Origin of the sequence: Amycolatopsis sp. NPDC058278 (assembly GCF_042881395.1) — a bacterium.
Lineage (GTDB): Bacteria > Actinomycetota > Actinomycetes > Mycobacteriales > Pseudonocardiaceae > Amycolatopsis.
Genome location: NZ_JBHVXZ010000002.1, coordinates 1 through 15207, shown reverse-complemented (window position 1 = coordinate 15207; position 15207 = coordinate 1). Strand labels below are relative to the sequence as shown.

The 15207-nt window shown below is 71.1% G+C and carries 15 protein-coding genes and 3 tRNA genes; 7 read left to right on the top strand and 11 right to left on the bottom strand.

The window, feature by feature from the left end; translation table 11 throughout:
- Window positions 1-54 precede the first annotated feature (54 nt).
- The 5 genes from rplA to ACFVYA_RS01215 all read right to left on the bottom strand — a co-directional run bounded on the left by rplA (window position 55) and on the right by ACFVYA_RS01215 (window position 2834).
- Complete coding sequence (rplA, locus tag ACFVYA_RS01235) at window positions 55-774, bottom strand: 50S ribosomal protein L1 (protein WP_086842353.1); 720 nt, start codon at window positions 772-774, stop codon at window positions 55-57.
- Between the two features lie 80 nt (window positions 775-854).
- Entirely contained in the window at window positions 855-1292 is a 438-nt protein-coding gene (rplK, locus tag ACFVYA_RS01230) for a 50S ribosomal protein L11 (protein WP_043781763.1), read from the bottom strand.
- A gap of 74 nt (window positions 1293-1366) precedes the next feature.
- Window positions 1367-2221 carry a transcription termination/antitermination protein NusG gene (nusG, locus tag ACFVYA_RS01225; protein ID WP_387041005.1) on the bottom strand — a complete coding sequence of 285 codons (855 nt, stop codon included), beginning with the start codon at window positions 2219-2221 and terminating at the stop codon, window positions 1367-1369.
- A 73-nt stretch (window positions 2222-2294) separates the two neighbouring features.
- Entirely contained in the window at window positions 2295-2735 is a 441-nt protein-coding gene (secE, locus tag ACFVYA_RS01220) for a preprotein translocase subunit SecE (RefSeq protein ID WP_285988036.1), read from the bottom strand.
- Window positions 2736-2761: 26 nt separating this feature from the next.
- Window positions 2762-2834 (bottom strand) — tRNA-Trp (locus tag ACFVYA_RS01215).
- 241 nt (window positions 2835-3075) lie between these two features.
- Here ACFVYA_RS01215 and ACFVYA_RS01210 point away from each other — a divergent pair.
- Genes ACFVYA_RS01210 through ACFVYA_RS01195 form a run of 4 tightly spaced genes read left to right on the top strand, consistent with a single transcriptional unit; the run spans window position 3076 to window position 6283 of the window.
- On the top strand, window positions 3076-3978 hold the full coding sequence (locus tag ACFVYA_RS01210) for a TIGR03619 family F420-dependent LLM class oxidoreductase (RefSeq protein WP_387041002.1): 903 nt from the start codon (window positions 3076-3078) through the stop codon (window positions 3976-3978).
- A gap of 60 nt (window positions 3979-4038) precedes the next feature.
- Window positions 4039-4389: a GntR family transcriptional regulator gene (locus ACFVYA_RS01205; RefSeq protein ID WP_285988034.1), complete on the top strand. Its 351-nt coding sequence runs from the start codon at window positions 4039-4041 to the stop codon at window positions 4387-4389.
- Window positions 4386-5345: a hypothetical protein gene (locus tag ACFVYA_RS01200; protein WP_387040999.1), complete on the top strand. Its 960-nt coding sequence runs from the start codon at window positions 4386-4388 to the stop codon at window positions 5343-5345. The genes ACFVYA_RS01205 and ACFVYA_RS01200 overlap by 4 nt, the downstream gene beginning before the upstream one ends.
- Window positions 5346-5380: 35 nt before the next feature.
- The gene (locus ACFVYA_RS01195) at window positions 5381-6283 is read left to right on the top strand and encodes an SGNH/GDSL hydrolase family protein (protein WP_387040996.1); all 903 of its coding nucleotides are present in this window, start codon (window positions 5381-5383) and stop codon (window positions 6281-6283) included.
- 46 nt (window positions 6284-6329) lie between these two features.
- On the opposite strand, the gene ACFVYA_RS01190 is transcribed toward ACFVYA_RS01195, so the two are convergent.
- From ACFVYA_RS01190 to ACFVYA_RS01165, 6 genes are all read right to left on the bottom strand, one after another.
- A complete protein-coding gene (locus ACFVYA_RS01190) occupies window positions 6330-6710 on the bottom strand; it encodes a MaoC/PaaZ C-terminal domain-containing protein (RefSeq protein WP_387041216.1) in 381 nt (126 codons plus the stop codon).
- A gap of 131 nt (window positions 6711-6841) precedes the next feature.
- A complete protein-coding gene (locus tag ACFVYA_RS01185; RefSeq protein ID WP_387040993.1) occupies window positions 6842-7291 on the bottom strand; it encodes a MaoC family dehydratase N-terminal domain-containing protein in 450 nt (149 codons plus the stop codon).
- Between the two features lie 80 nt (window positions 7292-7371).
- Window positions 7372-7536 carry a 50S ribosomal protein L33 gene (gene rpmG, locus ACFVYA_RS01180; RefSeq protein ID WP_005152047.1) on the bottom strand — a complete coding sequence of 55 codons (165 nt, stop codon included), beginning with the start codon at window positions 7534-7536 and terminating at the stop codon, window positions 7372-7374.
- A 50-nt stretch (window positions 7537-7586) separates the two neighbouring features.
- Window positions 7587-7659: transfer RNA gene (locus ACFVYA_RS01175), tRNA-Met, on the bottom strand.
- Window positions 7660-7709: 50 nt separating this feature from the next.
- A tRNA-Thr gene (locus ACFVYA_RS01170) sits at window positions 7710-7782 on the bottom strand.
- Window positions 7783-7862: 80 nt separating this feature from the next.
- Complete coding sequence (locus tag ACFVYA_RS01165; protein ID WP_285988029.1) at window positions 7863-10508, bottom strand: bifunctional diguanylate cyclase/phosphodiesterase; 2646 nt, start codon at window positions 10506-10508, stop codon at window positions 7863-7865.
- Window positions 10509-10745: 237 nt separating this feature from the next.
- Here ACFVYA_RS01165 and ACFVYA_RS01160 point away from each other — a divergent pair, with 237 nt between their 5' ends.
- From ACFVYA_RS01160 to lon, 3 genes are all read left to right on the top strand, one after another.
- Window positions 10746-11684 carry a GNAT family N-acetyltransferase gene (locus ACFVYA_RS01160; RefSeq protein ID WP_285988028.1) on the top strand — a complete coding sequence of 313 codons (939 nt, stop codon included), beginning with the start codon at window positions 10746-10748 and terminating at the stop codon, window positions 11682-11684.
- Window positions 11685-11754: 70 nt separating this feature from the next.
- Window positions 11755-12606, top strand: a complete 852-nt coding sequence (locus ACFVYA_RS01155) for an SAM-dependent methyltransferase (protein ID WP_387040988.1) — start codon at window positions 11755-11757, stop codon at window positions 12604-12606.
- 100 nt (window positions 12607-12706) lie between these two features.
- Window positions 12707-15109 carry an endopeptidase La gene (gene lon / locus ACFVYA_RS01150; protein WP_387040985.1) on the top strand — a complete coding sequence of 801 codons (2403 nt, stop codon included), beginning with the start codon at window positions 12707-12709 and terminating at the stop codon, window positions 15107-15109.
- The last annotated feature ends 98 nt before the right edge of the window (window positions 15110-15207 follow it).

The following is a 15207-nucleotide window of genomic DNA, read 5'->3' as shown; positions in this document are numbered from 1 at the left end:
GAAGAAAGGGCGCCCCCGCAGCAAGCGGGGACGCCCTTTCTGGTGATCTCAGACTCAGACTGCAGCTTCCTCGGAGAGGAGGTTGCGGGTCCGCAGCGGGTCGACCGGGATGCCCGGGCCCATCGTGGTGGTGAAGGTGACCTTCTTCAGGTAACGGCCCTTCGCCGACGACGGCTTGGCGCGGAGGATCTCGTCCAGCGCGGCGGCGTAGTTCTCGACCAGCTTCTCGGTGTCGAAGGAAGCCTTGCCGATCACCAGGTGCAGGTTGGCCTGCTTGTCAACGCGGAAGTTGATCTTACCGCCCTTGATGTCCTTCACGGCCTTCTCGACCGCGGGGGTCACCGTGCCGGTCTTCGGGTTCGGCATCAGGCCACGCGGGCCGAGGATGCGGGCGATGCGGCCCACCTTGGCCATCTGGTCCGGCGTCGCGATCGCGGCGTCGAAGTCGAGCCAGCCACCCTGGATGCGCTCGATCAGCTCGTCGGTGCCGACCGCGTCCGCGCCGGCGGCTTCGGCCTCGGCGGCCTTGTCGCCGACGGCGAAGACGATGACGCGGGCGGTCTTACCGGTGCCGTGCGGCAGGTTCACGGTGCCGCGGACCATCTGGTCGGCCTTGCGGGGGTCCACACCGAGACGCATCGCGACCTCGACGGTCGCGTCCATCTTGGTCTTGGAGGTTTCCTTCGCCAGCTTCGCGGCCTCGAGCGGCGCGTACAGCCGCGCCTTGTCGATGAGCTCCGCAGCCTGGCGGTAAGCCTTGCTGTGCTTGGTCATGCTTCTGTCCTTACTTCAAAAACGGATCAGTGTGGTGTCAGAGCCAGCACTTGGCTCTCCCACGGGTATTGCTGCGAACGTCAGGCGTCGACGACCGTGATGCCCATCGACCGAGCAGTGCCGGCGATGATCTTCGCGGCCTGGTCGATGTCGTGCGCGTTGAGGTCGGTCTCCTTGGTCTTGGCGATCTCGCGGACCTGGTCCCAAGTGACCTTGGCGACCTTGGTCTTGTGCGGCTCGCCGGAGCCCTTCTCCACGCCCGCGGCCTTCAGCAGCAGCTTCGCGGCCGGCGGCGTCTTCAGCTTGAAGTCGAACGACCGGTCCTCGTACACGGAGATCTCGACCGGGACGACGTCCCCGCGCTGCGACTCGGTCGCGGCGTTGTAGGCCTTGCAGAACTCCATGATGTTGACGCCGTGCTGACCCAGCGCGGGGCCGACCGGCGGCGCGGGGTTGGCCGCACCCGCCTTGATCTGCAGCTTGATGATCGCCGCAAGCTTCTTCTTCTTGGGTGGCATTTCTTTTCCTGTCCTGTACTACGTCCCCCGCGTACCTGCCGTGGACGCGGGAACTGCGGCCGACCGGGCGGCCGTCAGATCTTGGAGACCTGGTTGAACGACAGCTCGACCGGGGTCTCCCGGCCGAAGATCGACACCAGGACCTTCAGCTTCTGCCCGTCGATGTTGACCTCGGAGATCGTCGCCGGCAGCGTCGCGAACGGGCCGTCCATGACGGTGACCGACTCGCCGATCTCGAAGTCGACCTCGACGGCCGGGCCACCGAGCGGGGCCGCGGTCGCGGTGGACTCGCCCTTGCCCGCCTTCGCGGGGGCGTCGCTCTCGACCTTCGGGGCGAGGAACTTCAGCACCTCGTCCACGGTCAGCGGCGACGGCCGCGAGGTGGCGCCGACGAACCCGGTGACACCGGGCGTGTTGCGCACCGCGCTCCACGAGGCGTCGTTCAGGTCCATCCGGACCAGGATGTAGCCGGGCAGCACCTTGCGCTGCACCTGCTTGCGCTGGCCGTTCTTGATCTCGGTGACCTCTTCGGTCGGGACCTCGATCTGGAAGATGTAGTCCTCGACGTCCAGGGTCTGGGTCCGGGTCTCGAGGTTGGTCTTCACCTTGTTCTCGTACCCGGCGTAGGAGTGCACGACGTACCACTCGCCGGGCGCGGCGAGCAGCTCGGAGCGCAGCTTGGCGACCGGGTCCTCGTCGTCCGCGGCGGGCTCGGCTTCGGCCTCGGCCGCGTCGGCCGGAGCCACGTCGTCGTCCTCGTCGGCGAAAGCTGCGGCGTCGGCACCGGATTCGGCGTCGTCGACCTCGGAGTCCGACACGTCGACGGGCTCGAGGTGCGCGGACTCCTCGTCACCGAGTGCCGCGTGCACCTGCTCGTCGGAAAGCTCGGTCAGGTCGTGACCGGCTGCTGTGCCGTTGTCGGAGGTCACGTTCCGTCCTCTCAGTTGATCATTGCGGGCCAAGGCCGGGACCTGGGCCCCATTCGGCGCGCGCCGGGGCGCGTCAGCCGAAGATCTTGCCGATGCCCCACTTGAATGCCAGGTCGAGCACGCTCACCAGGCCCACCATGAACACCACGAAGACGAGCACGACCACGGTGTAGGTGACCATCTGCTTGCGGTTGGGCCAGATGACCTTGCGCAGCTCCGCCCAGACCTCGCGGATGAAGCGCACCAGCCGCGCGAACACGGAGGCCTTCTTCGGCTTCTGGTCCCGCTTCGGAGTCGGAGCGCCCTTCGCGTCCGGGGCGGTCTTCTCCCCCGACTTCCCGGCCGGACGGGTCTTGTCGTCCGCACGTGCCGCGGACTTCCCCGCCGGGCGAGCGGTCGCACGGCGCTCACGCCGGGCGGCAGCTGTCACGGGACGGGACGGGCTCTCGGGCTTCTGCCCGGCGCCGTCCTGCTCCTGCTCGCCGCCGCTGGCGTCGCTGTCGCTCACGACCACTCCTCCGCTCCACCAGTTCCGTTACGCAGGGGTGACAGGACTTGAACCTGCAACCTGCGGTTTTGGAGACCGCTGCTCTGCCAATTGAGCTACACCCCTGTGGAGCCCCGATAGCTCGGAGCCCCGGAGGACGCATTCCATCGTCCCCACCATCCAGGCGGGGATGACCGTAGTGCGTTCCAAGTCCCGAAGTCTACGGCAAGCCTCGCGGGAGCCCGCAACCGCGCCCCCCGATCGACCACCGCACCCCGGCCGGCCTGCGGAAAACTCCCCGCCGACCTCACGATCATGCCAGGATGTCCGCCATGACGACCACCCCCCGGTCGGCGGGTGCCCGCCGGTGAGCGGGACACAGCTCGGTCTCGCGCTGCCCCAGTACGGCGCCCTCGCCGACCCCGCCGCCGTGGCGCGCTTCGCGACGGCCGCGGAGGACCTCGGCTTCGCCTCGCTCTGGGTGGGCGACCGGATCCTGACGCCGCTGGAGCCGTCGGACCTCTACCCGGGCGGCGGGACGCCGGAGCACCCGTACCCCAGAGAGTTCGAGACCTTCGCCGACCCGTTCACGACGCTGGCGACCGCGGCCGCGGTGACCCGCACGGCCCGCCTGGGGATGAGCGCGCTGACCGGCCCGGTGTATTCCCCGGTGCTGCTCGCCCGGGCGCTGACGTCGCTCGATCTGGCCAGCTCGGGACGGCTGGACGTCGGCTTCGGGCTCGGCTGGCTGCGCGAGGAGTACTTCGCCACCGGGGTGCCGTGGGCGGGCCGGGGCCGGCGGCTCGAAGACCTGCTCGACGCGCTCGACGCACTGTGGACCGGCGACCCCGCGGAGCACGAGGGCCCGCAGTGGCGGATCGCGCCGTCGACGGTCGGCCTGCGCCCGGCGCAGGACCCGCACCCGCCGGTGCTGCTCGGCGGGTTCTCGCCGCCGGCGCTGGCCCGGGTGGGACGCCGCGCGGACGGCTGGCTCGCCGGCTGGATGCCGGAGCAGTACCTGACCGGCCTCTGGTCGGTCGCGCTCGCCGCGGCCGACAAGGCCGGCCGCGACCCGGGCACCCTGCGCCGCGTGCTGCGGATCAACCCGCGGCCGGGCACCGCCGTGGAGGCGGCCGCCGACGTCCTCCCCTGCCTCGACGTGGCCCGCGAGCTGGGCATCACCGAGGTGCTCGTCGACCTGCACTACGTCGCGAAGGACGTCGACCACGCCCTGGACCTCGCCGGCGAGCTGATCACGACCGCGAACTGACCCCCATCGGTGTGACACACGTCTCCCGCAGCCCCTCATTGTTCTATTATAGTTAGAACTATGCTCGTTCAAATCGATCCGAGCTCCACCGTCCCGCTCTTCGAACAGGTGGCTGCCTCGCTGCGCCGGTCCCTCGCCGACGGCCGTCCGGCTCCCGGCCAGCAGCTGCCACCGGCCCGGGAACTGGCCGCGGCCCTCGAGATCAACGTCCACACCGTGTTGCGGGCGTACGCGCTGCTTCGCGACGAAGGCCTCATCGACCTGCGGCGACGCCGGGGCGCCGTCGTCATCGGCGGCGCGTCCTCCCGGGCGCGGCTGGCCGAACTGGCCGAGGACCTGGTCCGCGAGGCGAAGCGCACAGGCGTCGGCCTGGACGAACTCACCGGGGTGTTGAAGGAGAAGTACTCATGAACAAGCTGATCCGGGTCCTGCTCGCCACGGCCGTGCTGCCGGGCGCCGCGCTCGCCGTCGCGGGTGCGCTCGAGAACGCGTGGACGCACCGGCTGCCCGACCCCGTCGCGACGCACTGGCGCAGCGCACCGGACGGCCACTCCTCGCTCGGGGCGTTCACCGGCATGAGCCTGGGGCTCGGCGCCGTCGCCGTCCTGCTCCTCACCACGACGGCGGTCACCGCGCTGCGCCGCGGACGGCCGCTGCCGCGCCCGACCGTCGGGGTGGGCGCCGGGTTCGCCGCCCTGCCGGCCGCCGTCCTGCTCTCCGTGCTCGTGGCGAACCTCGACGCCCCGGACTGGCACGCGGCCCGCGGCGGCCTCGTCGTCGTGCCCTTGATGCTGGGTGCGGCCGTCATCGGGGTGGTGGCGGCACTCGTCGGCGGGCTGCCGGCGCCGCCGGTCCGGGAGACCCCGGGGCACCGGCCGAGCGTCGGTCTCCGGCCCGGGCAGCGCGGGTTCTGGTCGAGCCGGGCGGTGAACCCGGCAATGCTCTGGGCGCTGGCGCTGATCCCGGTGGCGATCGCGCTCCTGCCCGCCGGGCTCCCGTGGCCGACCGCCGTGTGGATCGCCCTGGTCGGCCTGGTGGTGACGGCGCTGACCTACCGGCTGTCGGCGACCGTGGACGCCAAGGGCGTCACGATCCGCTTCGGCCTCCTGGGCTTCCCGTGGCGGCACCTGGCGCTGGCCGGCATCCGCGAAGCGACCGCGCGCGAGCTCTCGACGTTCGGCGACGGCGGGCTCGGTCTCCGCTTCAACCCGGTCACCGGCACGACGGCGTACAAGGTCCGCGGCGGCCCGGCGCTGGCGCTCGCCCTCGAGAACGGCCGGACCGTGCTGGTGAGCGTGGACGACCCGGAGACGGGCGCCGGACTGGTCAACGACCTGCTCGCGCAGCGGATCACCCGGATTGACTAGGCCGGAGTGACGGCGGGTTCGGTAGAACCGGAGAAGTGGCGAAGAAAAGCGGTGGCGGCTGCCTGATGGTCGTGCTCGTGGTCGGGCTCCTGGCCTTCGGGTACTACAAGTGGCAGCACGGCTCGTCGTCGGCGCCACCGGAGGGCGTGGACACCGGGGGCGGCTCCGGCCGCTACGTCGCCCTCGGGGATTCGTACACGTCGTCGCCGCGGACCGGGCGCCAGGCGGGGACCCCGGCCGGCTGCGACCGCTCGGACGACAACTACCCGCACCTCGTCTCGGCGAAGCTGAAGCCGGCCCAGTTCGCCGACGTCAGCTGCAGCGGCGCGACGACGGACCACCTGAGCCAGGCGCAGAAGACGGGAAACGGCACGAACCCGCCGCAGCTGGACGCGGTGACGGCGGAGACGACGCTGGTGACACTGGGCATCGGCGGCAACGACATCGGCTTGATCGCGTTCGCGTCGAGCTGCGCGACGACGCACCAGAACTCCGCACCGTGCCGGGACCGCCTGACCGCCGGCGGCCACGACCAGCTGGCCGAGCGCATCGACGCCACGGCCCCGAAGGTCGGCGCGCTCCTCGACCGGATCCACGAGAAGGCCCCGAAGGCGAAGGTCGTGGTGGTCGGCTACCCGACGGTGCTCCCGGACGGCAACGGCTGCTGGCCGGCGCTGCCGTTCGGCGCGGGCGACATCGAGTACTTCCGCGGTGTGCTGGGCAAGCTGAACAAGATGCTGGAGGACCAGGCGGACGCGCACCGGGCGGGCTACGCGGACACGGCCACCCCCGGCAAGGGCCACGACGCCTGCTCGGCGTCGGACAAGCGCTGGGTGGAGGGCCTGCTGCCCGCCTCGCCGGCCATCCCGCTCCACCCGAACGCCCGAGGGGAGCAGGGCATGGCCGACGCGGTGCTGGCGGTGCTCAAGCTGCCGTAGCGGCGGGCGCGGTCGCCGGCCGGCCGCGCCCGTCACCCCGGCCGGCTCAGCGGCGGACCAGGGCCTGCGGCTTCCCCAGCACCGTCTTGCCGTCGAACTTCACCACGAGGTCGATCCGCGCGATGCCGTCGTCCTTGACGTCCGCGACCTTCCCGGTGATCTCCACCAGCGCGCCCTCGGGCGTGTTCGGCACCACCACCGGGCGGGTGAACCGAGCGCTGAAGTCGACCAGCCGGGCCGGGTCGCCGAGCCAGTCCGTGACCACCCGGCCCGCCACCGCCATCGTCAGCATCCCGTGCGCGATCACGTCCGGCAGGCCGACGTCCTTCGCGAACGTCTCGTTCCAGTGGATCGGGTTGAAGTCCAGCGCCGCCCCGGCGTAGCGGACCAGCTGCTCGCGGGTGATCCGGACCTCGAGGGCGGGCAGCTCGTCGCCGACTGTGACAGGCGGGGCTTCGCCCCGGCCGGGGGCTCCGCCACCCGGACCCCCGTAAGCTGTGACATGCGGGGCTTCGCCCCGGCCGGGGGCTCCGCCACCCGGACCCCCGTAAGCTGTGTTCACGCGTTCTCCCCTCGGACCACCAGCTGCGCGCGGGTGGAGCAGACCTTCTGGCCGGCGGCGTCGGTGATGTCGGCGCGCAGGTTGATGAAGTCGTTGCCCGCGCGGGCCATGATGGCGTCGATGTGGGTGGTCACCTCGAGCACGTCGCCGGCGAGCACCGGGCGCGTGTAGGTGAAGCCCTGGTCGCCGTGCACCATGCGCGAATAGTCGAGGCCGAGTTCGGGATCGGCGACGATCGCGTTGATCGAGGCGAGGTTGATGATCGTGAGGAAGGTCGGCGGGGCGATCACGTCCGGGTGACCGGCTTCGCGGGCCGCCTCCGGGTCGCGGTAGACCGGGTTCGCGTCGCCGATGGCGTCGGCGAACTCCCGGATCTTCTCCCGGCTCACTTCGTAACTGGTCTGCGGCGGATAAGTCCGCCCGGCGAACGACTGGTCCAAGGGCACGCCGACGAGGCTACCAACAGCAAGAAGCCGCCCGGGTGGTTCCAGGGCGGCTTCTCGAAGCTGGTGAACGCGTTACGTCGTCAGCGGGTTTCCTTGTGCGTCCGGTGCGTACCGCAGTTCGGGCAGAACTTCTTCATCTCCAGGCGATCCGGGTTGTTGCGCCGGTTCTTCTTGGTGATGTAGTTGCGGTGCTTGCACTCTTCGCACGCCAGCGTGATCTTGGGTCGCACGTCGGTGGCAGCCACAGCGTTTCCTTCTCTCTCAGGTCCCGGGGGCCAGCCCCGTCGTTACCGCGTAGCGGTGGCCGGACTTGAACCGGCGACACAGCGATTATGAGCCGCTTGCTCTGCCAACTGAGCTACACCGCCCTTACATGACCCAAGCCGCGACACGCAGGCGTGACGCGGCTGAGGTCGTGAGCCCCTTTACGGAATCGAACCGTAGACCTTCTCCTTACCATGGAGACGCTCTGCCGACTGAGCTAAAGGGGCCTGGCCTCTCGCGAGGACTTGGAAAGATTACCAAGTCGCTTCACCCGGCCGTGCAACCGGGGTCCCCTTAGCACAAAACCTCAGGTCAGGAGGGTCAACACGGTCTCGGAGTGGCGTCCGGGCGAGCGCGCGGTCCGGGCCTGCAGCCACGCCTCCAGGCGGTCCTCCGGCAGCGGCCGCGAGATCAGGTAACCCTGGGCGACGTCACAGCCCATCGCCTCGAGCTGGTCGCGGGCCACGTCCTCCTCAACACCCTCGGCCACCACCGTCAGCCCGAGCGAGTGCCCCAGCTCGACGATCGACCGAACCACCGCGAGGTCGCCGAGGTCCGTGCCCATCCCGAGGACGAAGCTCTTGTCGATCTTGACCTGGTCGACCGGCAGCTGCCGCAGGTACGCCAGCGACGAGTAGCCCGTCCCGAAGTCGTCCACGGCGAGGGTGATGCCCAGCGAGTGCAGCTCCCGCAGGATCGGCAGCGCCTTCTGCGGGTCGGACATCACGCCGGACTCGGTCAGCTCGAACGTCAGCAGCTCCGGCGGGATGCCGTAGTGCTCCAGCTCGCGGGCCACCTTGTTCGGGAAGTCTTCGTCGGCCAGGTTGCGCACCGACAGGTTGACCGCGACCGAGATCCGCAGGCCCTCGTCGAGCCACTTGCGGCAGCGCTTGAGCGCCTCGCCGAGCACGAAACCCGTCAGGACGCCGATCAGGCCGGCCGCTTCGATCGCCGGGACGAACTCGTCCGGGCCGAGCCTGCCGAACTCCGGGTGCACCCAGCGGACCAGCGCCTCGACGCCCTGCACCTGGCGGTTCGGCAGGGTGATCTTCGGCTGGTAGTGCACGCTGACCTGGCCGTCCTCGAGGGACTGCCGGAACTGCGTCACCATCTGGAAGCGGCGCAGGAAGATCTGGCCCATGCTCGGCACGTAGCCGCGGACCTCTTCGCCGCCCTTGGTCGCGCGGACGGCGACGTCGGCGCGCTGCAGCAGGCCTTCGATGTCGACCACGTCGCCCGGTTCTTCCGCGGACGTCGTCGCGTAGCCGATCATCGCGTTCGCCTCGACCGACAGCCGGTCGACCGGATAAGGCGCCGACAGCTCTTCGCGCAGCCGTTCCGCCGCGCGGTGGGCGTCCTCCGGCGGGCAGCCGACGAGCAGCGCCGCGAAGGACGCGCCTTCGAGCCGGGCGAGCGGGACGTCGGGGCCGAGCGCGTCGCGGATGCGGCGGCCGGCGGCGACGACCATCCGGTCGGCCCAGGCGTAGCCGAGCGCGTCGCTGACCGTCGAGAAGACGTCGAGGTCGATCCGCAGCACGACGGCGTTCGCGAAGTCCCGCAACGGTTCCTTCGCCACCTGCCGGAAGCCCGGCCGGTTGAGGTGCCCGGTGAGCGGATCGTGGTAGGCGTCGTGGCGCAGCGTCGCCAGCAGCCGCCGGTTGTCCAGCGACGTCGCGAGGTGGCTGGCCATCGTGCCGAGCAGCTGGACGTCGTACTTGCCGAACCCGCGCCAGCGGGACAGCCGGTCGTGCGCCTCGACGACGCCGAGCAGCCGGTTCGCGCTGCGCAGCGGGACGACGAGCGCCTCCTGCGCGCCGCGGTCGAGCAGCGCCGCACGGACGTCGGGGTTGGCCTCGGTGATCCGGAAGTGCCGGACGTGCGCGCCGGGCAGCCGCAGCAGCGGGTCGTCGGCGGCGGGGTCGGCGGCCGGCAGGTCGTCGCCCGCGACCACGACCCGCATGGTGTCCTTCGGTTCCAGCCGGAGTCTCAGCACGACGCGGCCGGCGGCGAGCTGGTCCTTGATGCGCTCGGCGATCGTCGCCCATTCGCGGACGTCGACGCCGCCGACGAGCTCGTCGGCGCGGCTGGCCGGGCGCGCCGCGGCCTGCTGGCCCGAGCGGGCGACCATCAGGCTGACGTCCGAGAGCGCCTCCATGTCCCGCTGCTCGCGCAGCAGGTCGGAGTACGCCCAGTACAGCGCGGTGAGGCCGAGGAAGACGGCGAGCACCAGCGGCCACGCCTGGGGCGTGCTGGAGATGACGAGGTAGCCGGAGAGGCCGACGGACGCGTTGACGAAGCCGACGACCAGGATCCGCCCGGTGAGCCGCACGGCGGTGCTGACCCGCATGCGGCGCCGCAGCACGCGGACCGCGGCCAGGGCGAGCAGCGTGCTGACCAGCGGCGCGGTCAGGGTCCCGGCCAGCGCCGCGACCCACGGGATCTTGTCGCCCGTCCCGGCGCCGACGAGGTACTTCACCAGCCCGGCGACCGCGAAGGCGCCGGTGATCTCGAGCAGGAACGCGCCCGCGTTGTAGAGGACGCGCCCGGCGACCTTGCGGGCGAGCAGCGTGCCGATGCCGGCGATCAGGTGCGCGACCAGCACGACCTCGAACGGCGCGATGAAGAACCCGATGACGAGCGGAATCTCGGTGAAGGAGATCGTCCACGAGATGCCGCTGCGGACGTCGACGTTGATGCCGAGCTGTTCGGCGAGCAGGAAGGCGACCGCGAGCACGGGCGCGATCCACAGCAGCCGGTCGTCCCAGTGGAACGGCAGCCACGAGCCGACCGCGAAGGCGGCGACGAGCCCGAGGCTCAGGACGGCGAAGGTGTAGACGCGGAACCGGCGCTCGTCGGTGCGGGCTTCGGCGGAGACGGGTGGTGTCCCGGAAGCGGCTCCCGGCCCGGGCTGCGCCTGCGCGACGGCGTCGCCGTGGGCGTTGGTGTCCGGCATCCGACCTTCCCTCCCGGCTTGTCCACCGGTGCTGATCCGTGACTTCGGGTGTGGACAGGGGCCATACCGTACCCCGTAGGGCGTACCCGCGTCCCTTTCGAGACAGTAGGAGATCACCCCAGGGTTAACAATGCCTCGAACGCGCTGACCTGCGTGGACCAAGGGGTGAAACGCCGGGTGTACGAACCTCCGCCTGTTCTGTACGCACGGAACCCCGGGTAGCGCTTCAATGGGCCCATGCACAGCGATGTGATTGCCACCGAGCACGCGGCGCGGCTCGCGGCGGTGGATTCCCTCCTCCCCGGATCTACTCCCTTCGAAGCGGCGGAAAACGCGGTGGTCCTGGAGGTCGCGACGGGCGGCTCGGCGGCGTCCGGGCTCGCTTCCCGCGTCCAGGTCGACCGCGACGCCCCGAACGCGCCGTGGCGCGCGCTCACCGAGCACCGGCTCGACGTCCAGCTGGCCGGACCGCAGCCGGCGGCCGTGCTGGACGCCCTCCTCACCCGATGGGATGAACATCTGCGCGCGGTCGCCGAGCCGGGTGACACCGAGACGGCGGCGATCGTGCCGCGCGCGAGCCGGGACGCCGCCGGCGCGCGCGAAATGCTGCACCACGGCTTCGCCCCGCTGCGGGTGGTCGCGGTCCGCCCCGCGCAGCGGCTGGTCCCGGCGACCCCGCTGGGAACGCCCGGGGTCAAGATCCGCCGCGCCGAGCCCGGCGACCTCGAGACGGCGGTGGCGCTCGGCATGGAGCTGCACTCCTACGACGCCCAGTACGGCACGGTGAACTGGCGCACCGGCGTCGAGGAGATCCTGGCCAAGGACCTCGCCGAGCAGCTGAAGCGGCCGGAGCCGCCGTTGTGGATCGCCGAGCTGTACGGCCGCCCGCTCGGCATGGTGGGCGTCCAGCACCCGGGCGAAACCGGCTGGATCAGCGGCCGCGTGGCCGCTTCCCGCGTGGGCTACCTGTCGTCACTGGCCGTGGCGGAAGCGGCGCGGTCGTCCGGCGTCGGCACCGCGCTGGCGACGCACGCCCACCACGTCCTCGACGAGGAAGGTGCCGACGTCGTCCTGCTGCACCACGCCGCGGCGAACCCGCTGTCGACGCCGTTCTGGTACGCGCAGGGGTACCGCCCGCTGTGGACGTACTGGCAGCGTCGACCGGCTGTTCGGTGAACTACTGGAGGATTACCGTGGGTGCGCAGGCCTTATAGGCTGACCTCGCCGCCAGCGAGGGGAGCCTGAAGTGACCGACCAGCGGGATTCCGCACCGAGAGCGCCCGAAGGTGTCGACACCGAGAAGCCGTCCGCGGCCCGGATCTACGACTGGTACCTGGGCGGTACCCAGAACTGGGCCGTGGACCGCGAGTTCGGCCGGCGCATGGAACAGCAGTGGCCCCTGGTGCGCCCGGGGTCGAAGCAGAACCGCGAGTTCATGAACCGCGCGGTGCGGGCGGCGCTGCGGGCCGGGATCCGCCAGTTCGTCGACCTCGGCTCCGGCGTGCCGACGGCGGGCAACGTGCACGAGGTCGTCGAGGCGGAGCTGCCCGAGGACCACGACGCGAAGGTCGTCTACGTCGACTACGAGCCGGTCGCCGTCGCCCACGCGACGCTGATCCTCGAAGAGAGCGTGGCGACCGACTGGGCGGGCATCGTCCAGGCCGACATGCGGGACGCGAAGTCCGTGCTGCGGGCCCCGGAAACGCAGCGCCTCATCGACTTCTCGCAGCCCGTCTGCCTGATCATGGCGGCGGTGCTGCACTTCGTCGGGCCGGACGACGACCCGGAAGGGCTGCTGAAGGCGTACCGGGACGCCCTCGCCCCGGGCAGCTGGCTGGCGATCTCGCAGATGAGCGAAGGCGACGGGACCGGCGAAACGCTCGAAGGGCTGCGCTGGTTCGTCGAGCAGTACCGGAAGACGAGCAACCCGGTCTGGCTGCGCAACCGCGAAGAGATCGAGCCGCTCTTCGGCGACTGGCCGCTCCTGGAGCCGGGCATCGTGCACCTGCCGGACTGGCGGCCGGACCGGAAAATCAACGCGCTGGAGGCGGAGGCGCGCCCCTACGCGTGGTGCGCCGTGGCGGAGAAACCCTCCTGACCTGCGGCTTCCCCGATCGCTGTGGGCGAACGCCCCATCGGAAACAAACACACCCATCGGAGAGTTGAGCTAGGCAGACTCAACTACCCGAGGAGTGCACATGTCCGACACCCGCCTCCTGCCCGTGCTCCCGCTCGATGACGACGTCGTGCTGCCGGGCATGGTCGTCCCGCTCGACCTGACCGACACCGAGACGCGGGCCGCGGTGGAGTCCGCCCAGGCCAAGACGCCGAGCCAGGGGTCCTTCCCCGGCATCCGGTCGACCGCGGCCACCAAGGCCGAGGTCCTGATCGTGCCGCGCGTCCACGGCGAGTACGCCGAGTTCGGCACCGTCGCGACGGTCGAGCGCATCGGCCGCGTGCCCGGCGGCAAGGCCGCCGTCCTGCTGCGCGGCACGGCCCGCGCGGTCGTCGGCCGGATCGCCGACGGTCCCGGCGCCGCCCGCTGGGTGCACGCCGAGGACGCCACCGAGACCACGGACGACCGGACCGCGCAGCTTGCGGCCGAGTACAAGGCCGTCGTCATCTCGATCCTCCAGCAGCGCGGCGGCTGGCAGCTGATCGACGCCGTCCAGCAGGTCGAAGACGCCTCCGCGATCGCCGACCTGTCCGGCAACGCGCCCTACCTGTCCACCGAGCAGAAGCTCGAGCTGCTGTCTACTTTGGACGTCGGTGCCCGCCTGGAGAAGGCGCTCGAGTGGAGCAAGGAGCACCTGGCCGAGCTCGAGGTGACCGACACGATCCGCAAGGACGTCGCCGAGGGCATGGAGAAGCAGCAGAAGGAGTTCCTGCTGCGCCGCCAGCTCGAGGCGATCCGCAAGGAGCTCGGCGAGCTCGACGGCACCGCGCAGGACGACGACTACCGCGCCCGCGTCGAAGCCGCCGAACTGCCCGACGCCGTCAAGAAGGCCGCACTGGCCGAAGTGGACAAGCTGGACCGCACGTCCGAGCAGTCTCCCGAAGGCGGCTGGATCCGCACCTGGCTGGACACGGTCCTGGAGCTGCCCTGGAACGAGCGCACCGAGGACATCCACGACATCGCGGCCGCCCGGGCGGTCTTGGACGCCGACCACGCCGGCCTCGACGACGTCAAGGAACGCATCATCGAGTACTTGGCCGTGCGCAAGCGGCGTGCCGAATCGGGTCTCGGCCCGGTCGGCGGACGGCGTTCCGGCGCCGTGCTCGCCCTCGCGGGCCCTCCCGGGGTCGGCAAGACGTCGCTGGGTGAGTCCGTCGCGAAGGCCATGGGCCGCAAGTTCGTCCGGGTGGCGCTGGGCGGCATCCGCGACGAGGCGGAGATCCGCGGCCACCGCCGCACCTACGTGGGCGCACTGCCCGGCCGGATCGTCCGCGCCATCAAGGAAGCCGGCTCGATGAACCCGGTCGTGCTGCTCGACGAGATCGACAAGGTGGGCGCCGACTACCGCGGCGACCCGACCGCGGCACTGCTCGAGGTGCTGGACCCGGAGCAGAACCACACGTTCCGCGACCACTACCTCGAGGTCGAGCTGGACCTGTCCGACGTCGTGTTCCTGGCGACGGCCAACGCGCTGGAGACCATCCCCGGCCCGCTGCTGGACCGCATGGAGCTCGTCACGCTGGACGGCTACACCGAGCACGAGAAGGTCACCATCGCCCGCGACCACCTGCTCCCCCGCGAGCTGGAGCGGGCCGGGCTGGGCACGTCCGACGTCGTCCTGACGGATACCGCGTTCAGCCGGATCGCCGCCGAGTACACCCGCGAGGCGGGCGTGCGCGACGCGAACCGGACGATCGCCAAGGTGCTGCGGAAGATCGCGACCAAGGTGGCGCTGGACGAGGTCTCGCTGCCGCTCACGGTGGACGCCGCCTCCCTGGAGACCTACCTCGGCCGCCCGCGGCACCTGCCGGAGTCGTCGCTGCCGGCGTCGACCCAGCGCACGGCAACCCCGGGTGTGGCAACGGGTCTGGCGGTGACGGGTGCCGGCGGTGACGTCCTGTACATCGAGGCGTCGCTGGCGGACCAGGAGTCCGGCGCGTCCGGGCTGCAGCTGACCGGCCAGCTCGGTGACGTGATGAAGGAGTCGGTGCAGATCGCGCTGTCCTACCTGCGCTCGCACGGCGCGGAGCTGGAACTGCCGGTCGGCGACCTGCGCGAGCGGGGCATCCACGTCCACGTCCCGGCGGGCGCGGTCCCGAAGGACGGCCCGTCGGCGGGCATCACGATGACCACGGCGCTGGCGTCGCTGCTTTCGGGTCGCGTGGTCCGCTCGGACGTCGCGATGACGGGCGAGGTGTCCCTGACGGGCCGCGTCCTCCCGATCGGCGGCGTGAAGCAGAAGCTGCTGGCGGCCCACCGGGCGGGGATGAAGACGGTGATCATCCCCCAGCGCAACGAGCCGGACCTGGACGACGTCCCGGCCGAGGTGCTGGCCCAGCTGGAGGTGCACGCGGTGGCGAACGTCCGCGAGGTCCTCGACCTCGCCCTGACCCCGGCTTCAACGCCGGTTTCCCAGGCGGCGTAACCCCGAGCGCCGCCACCCCGGGCCCCTTAACACCCAAGGCGCCCGGGGGGGGGGGTCCAGGGGGCGGAGCCCCTTGGCGGGGGTTTGGGGGTTCGACC

Coding starts and splice junctions, on each gene's coding strand:
- rplA (WP_086842353.1), bottom strand. CDS start 774: ATGACCAAGCACAGCAAGGCTTACCGCCAGGCTGCGGAGCTCATCGAC.
- rplK (WP_043781763.1), bottom strand. CDS start 1,292: ATGCCACCCAAGAAGAAGAAGCTTGCGGCGATCATCAAGCTGCAGATC.
- ACFVYA_RS01205 (WP_285988034.1), top strand. CDS start 4,039: ATGCTCGTTCAAATCGATCCGAGCTCCACCGTCCCGCTCTTCGAACAG.
- ACFVYA_RS01200 (WP_387040999.1), top strand. CDS start 4,386: ATGAACAAGCTGATCCGGGTCCTGCTCGCCACGGCCGTGCTGCCGGGC.
- ACFVYA_RS01165 (WP_285988029.1), bottom strand. CDS start 10,508: ATGCCGGACACCAACGCCCACGGCGACGCCGTCGCGCAGGCGCAGCCC.
- ACFVYA_RS01160 (WP_285988028.1), top strand. CDS start 10,746: ATGCACAGCGATGTGATTGCCACCGAGCACGCGGCGCGGCTCGCGGCG.
- lon (WP_387040985.1), top strand. CDS start 12,707: ATGTCCGACACCCGCCTCCTGCCCGTGCTCCCGCTCGATGACGACGTC.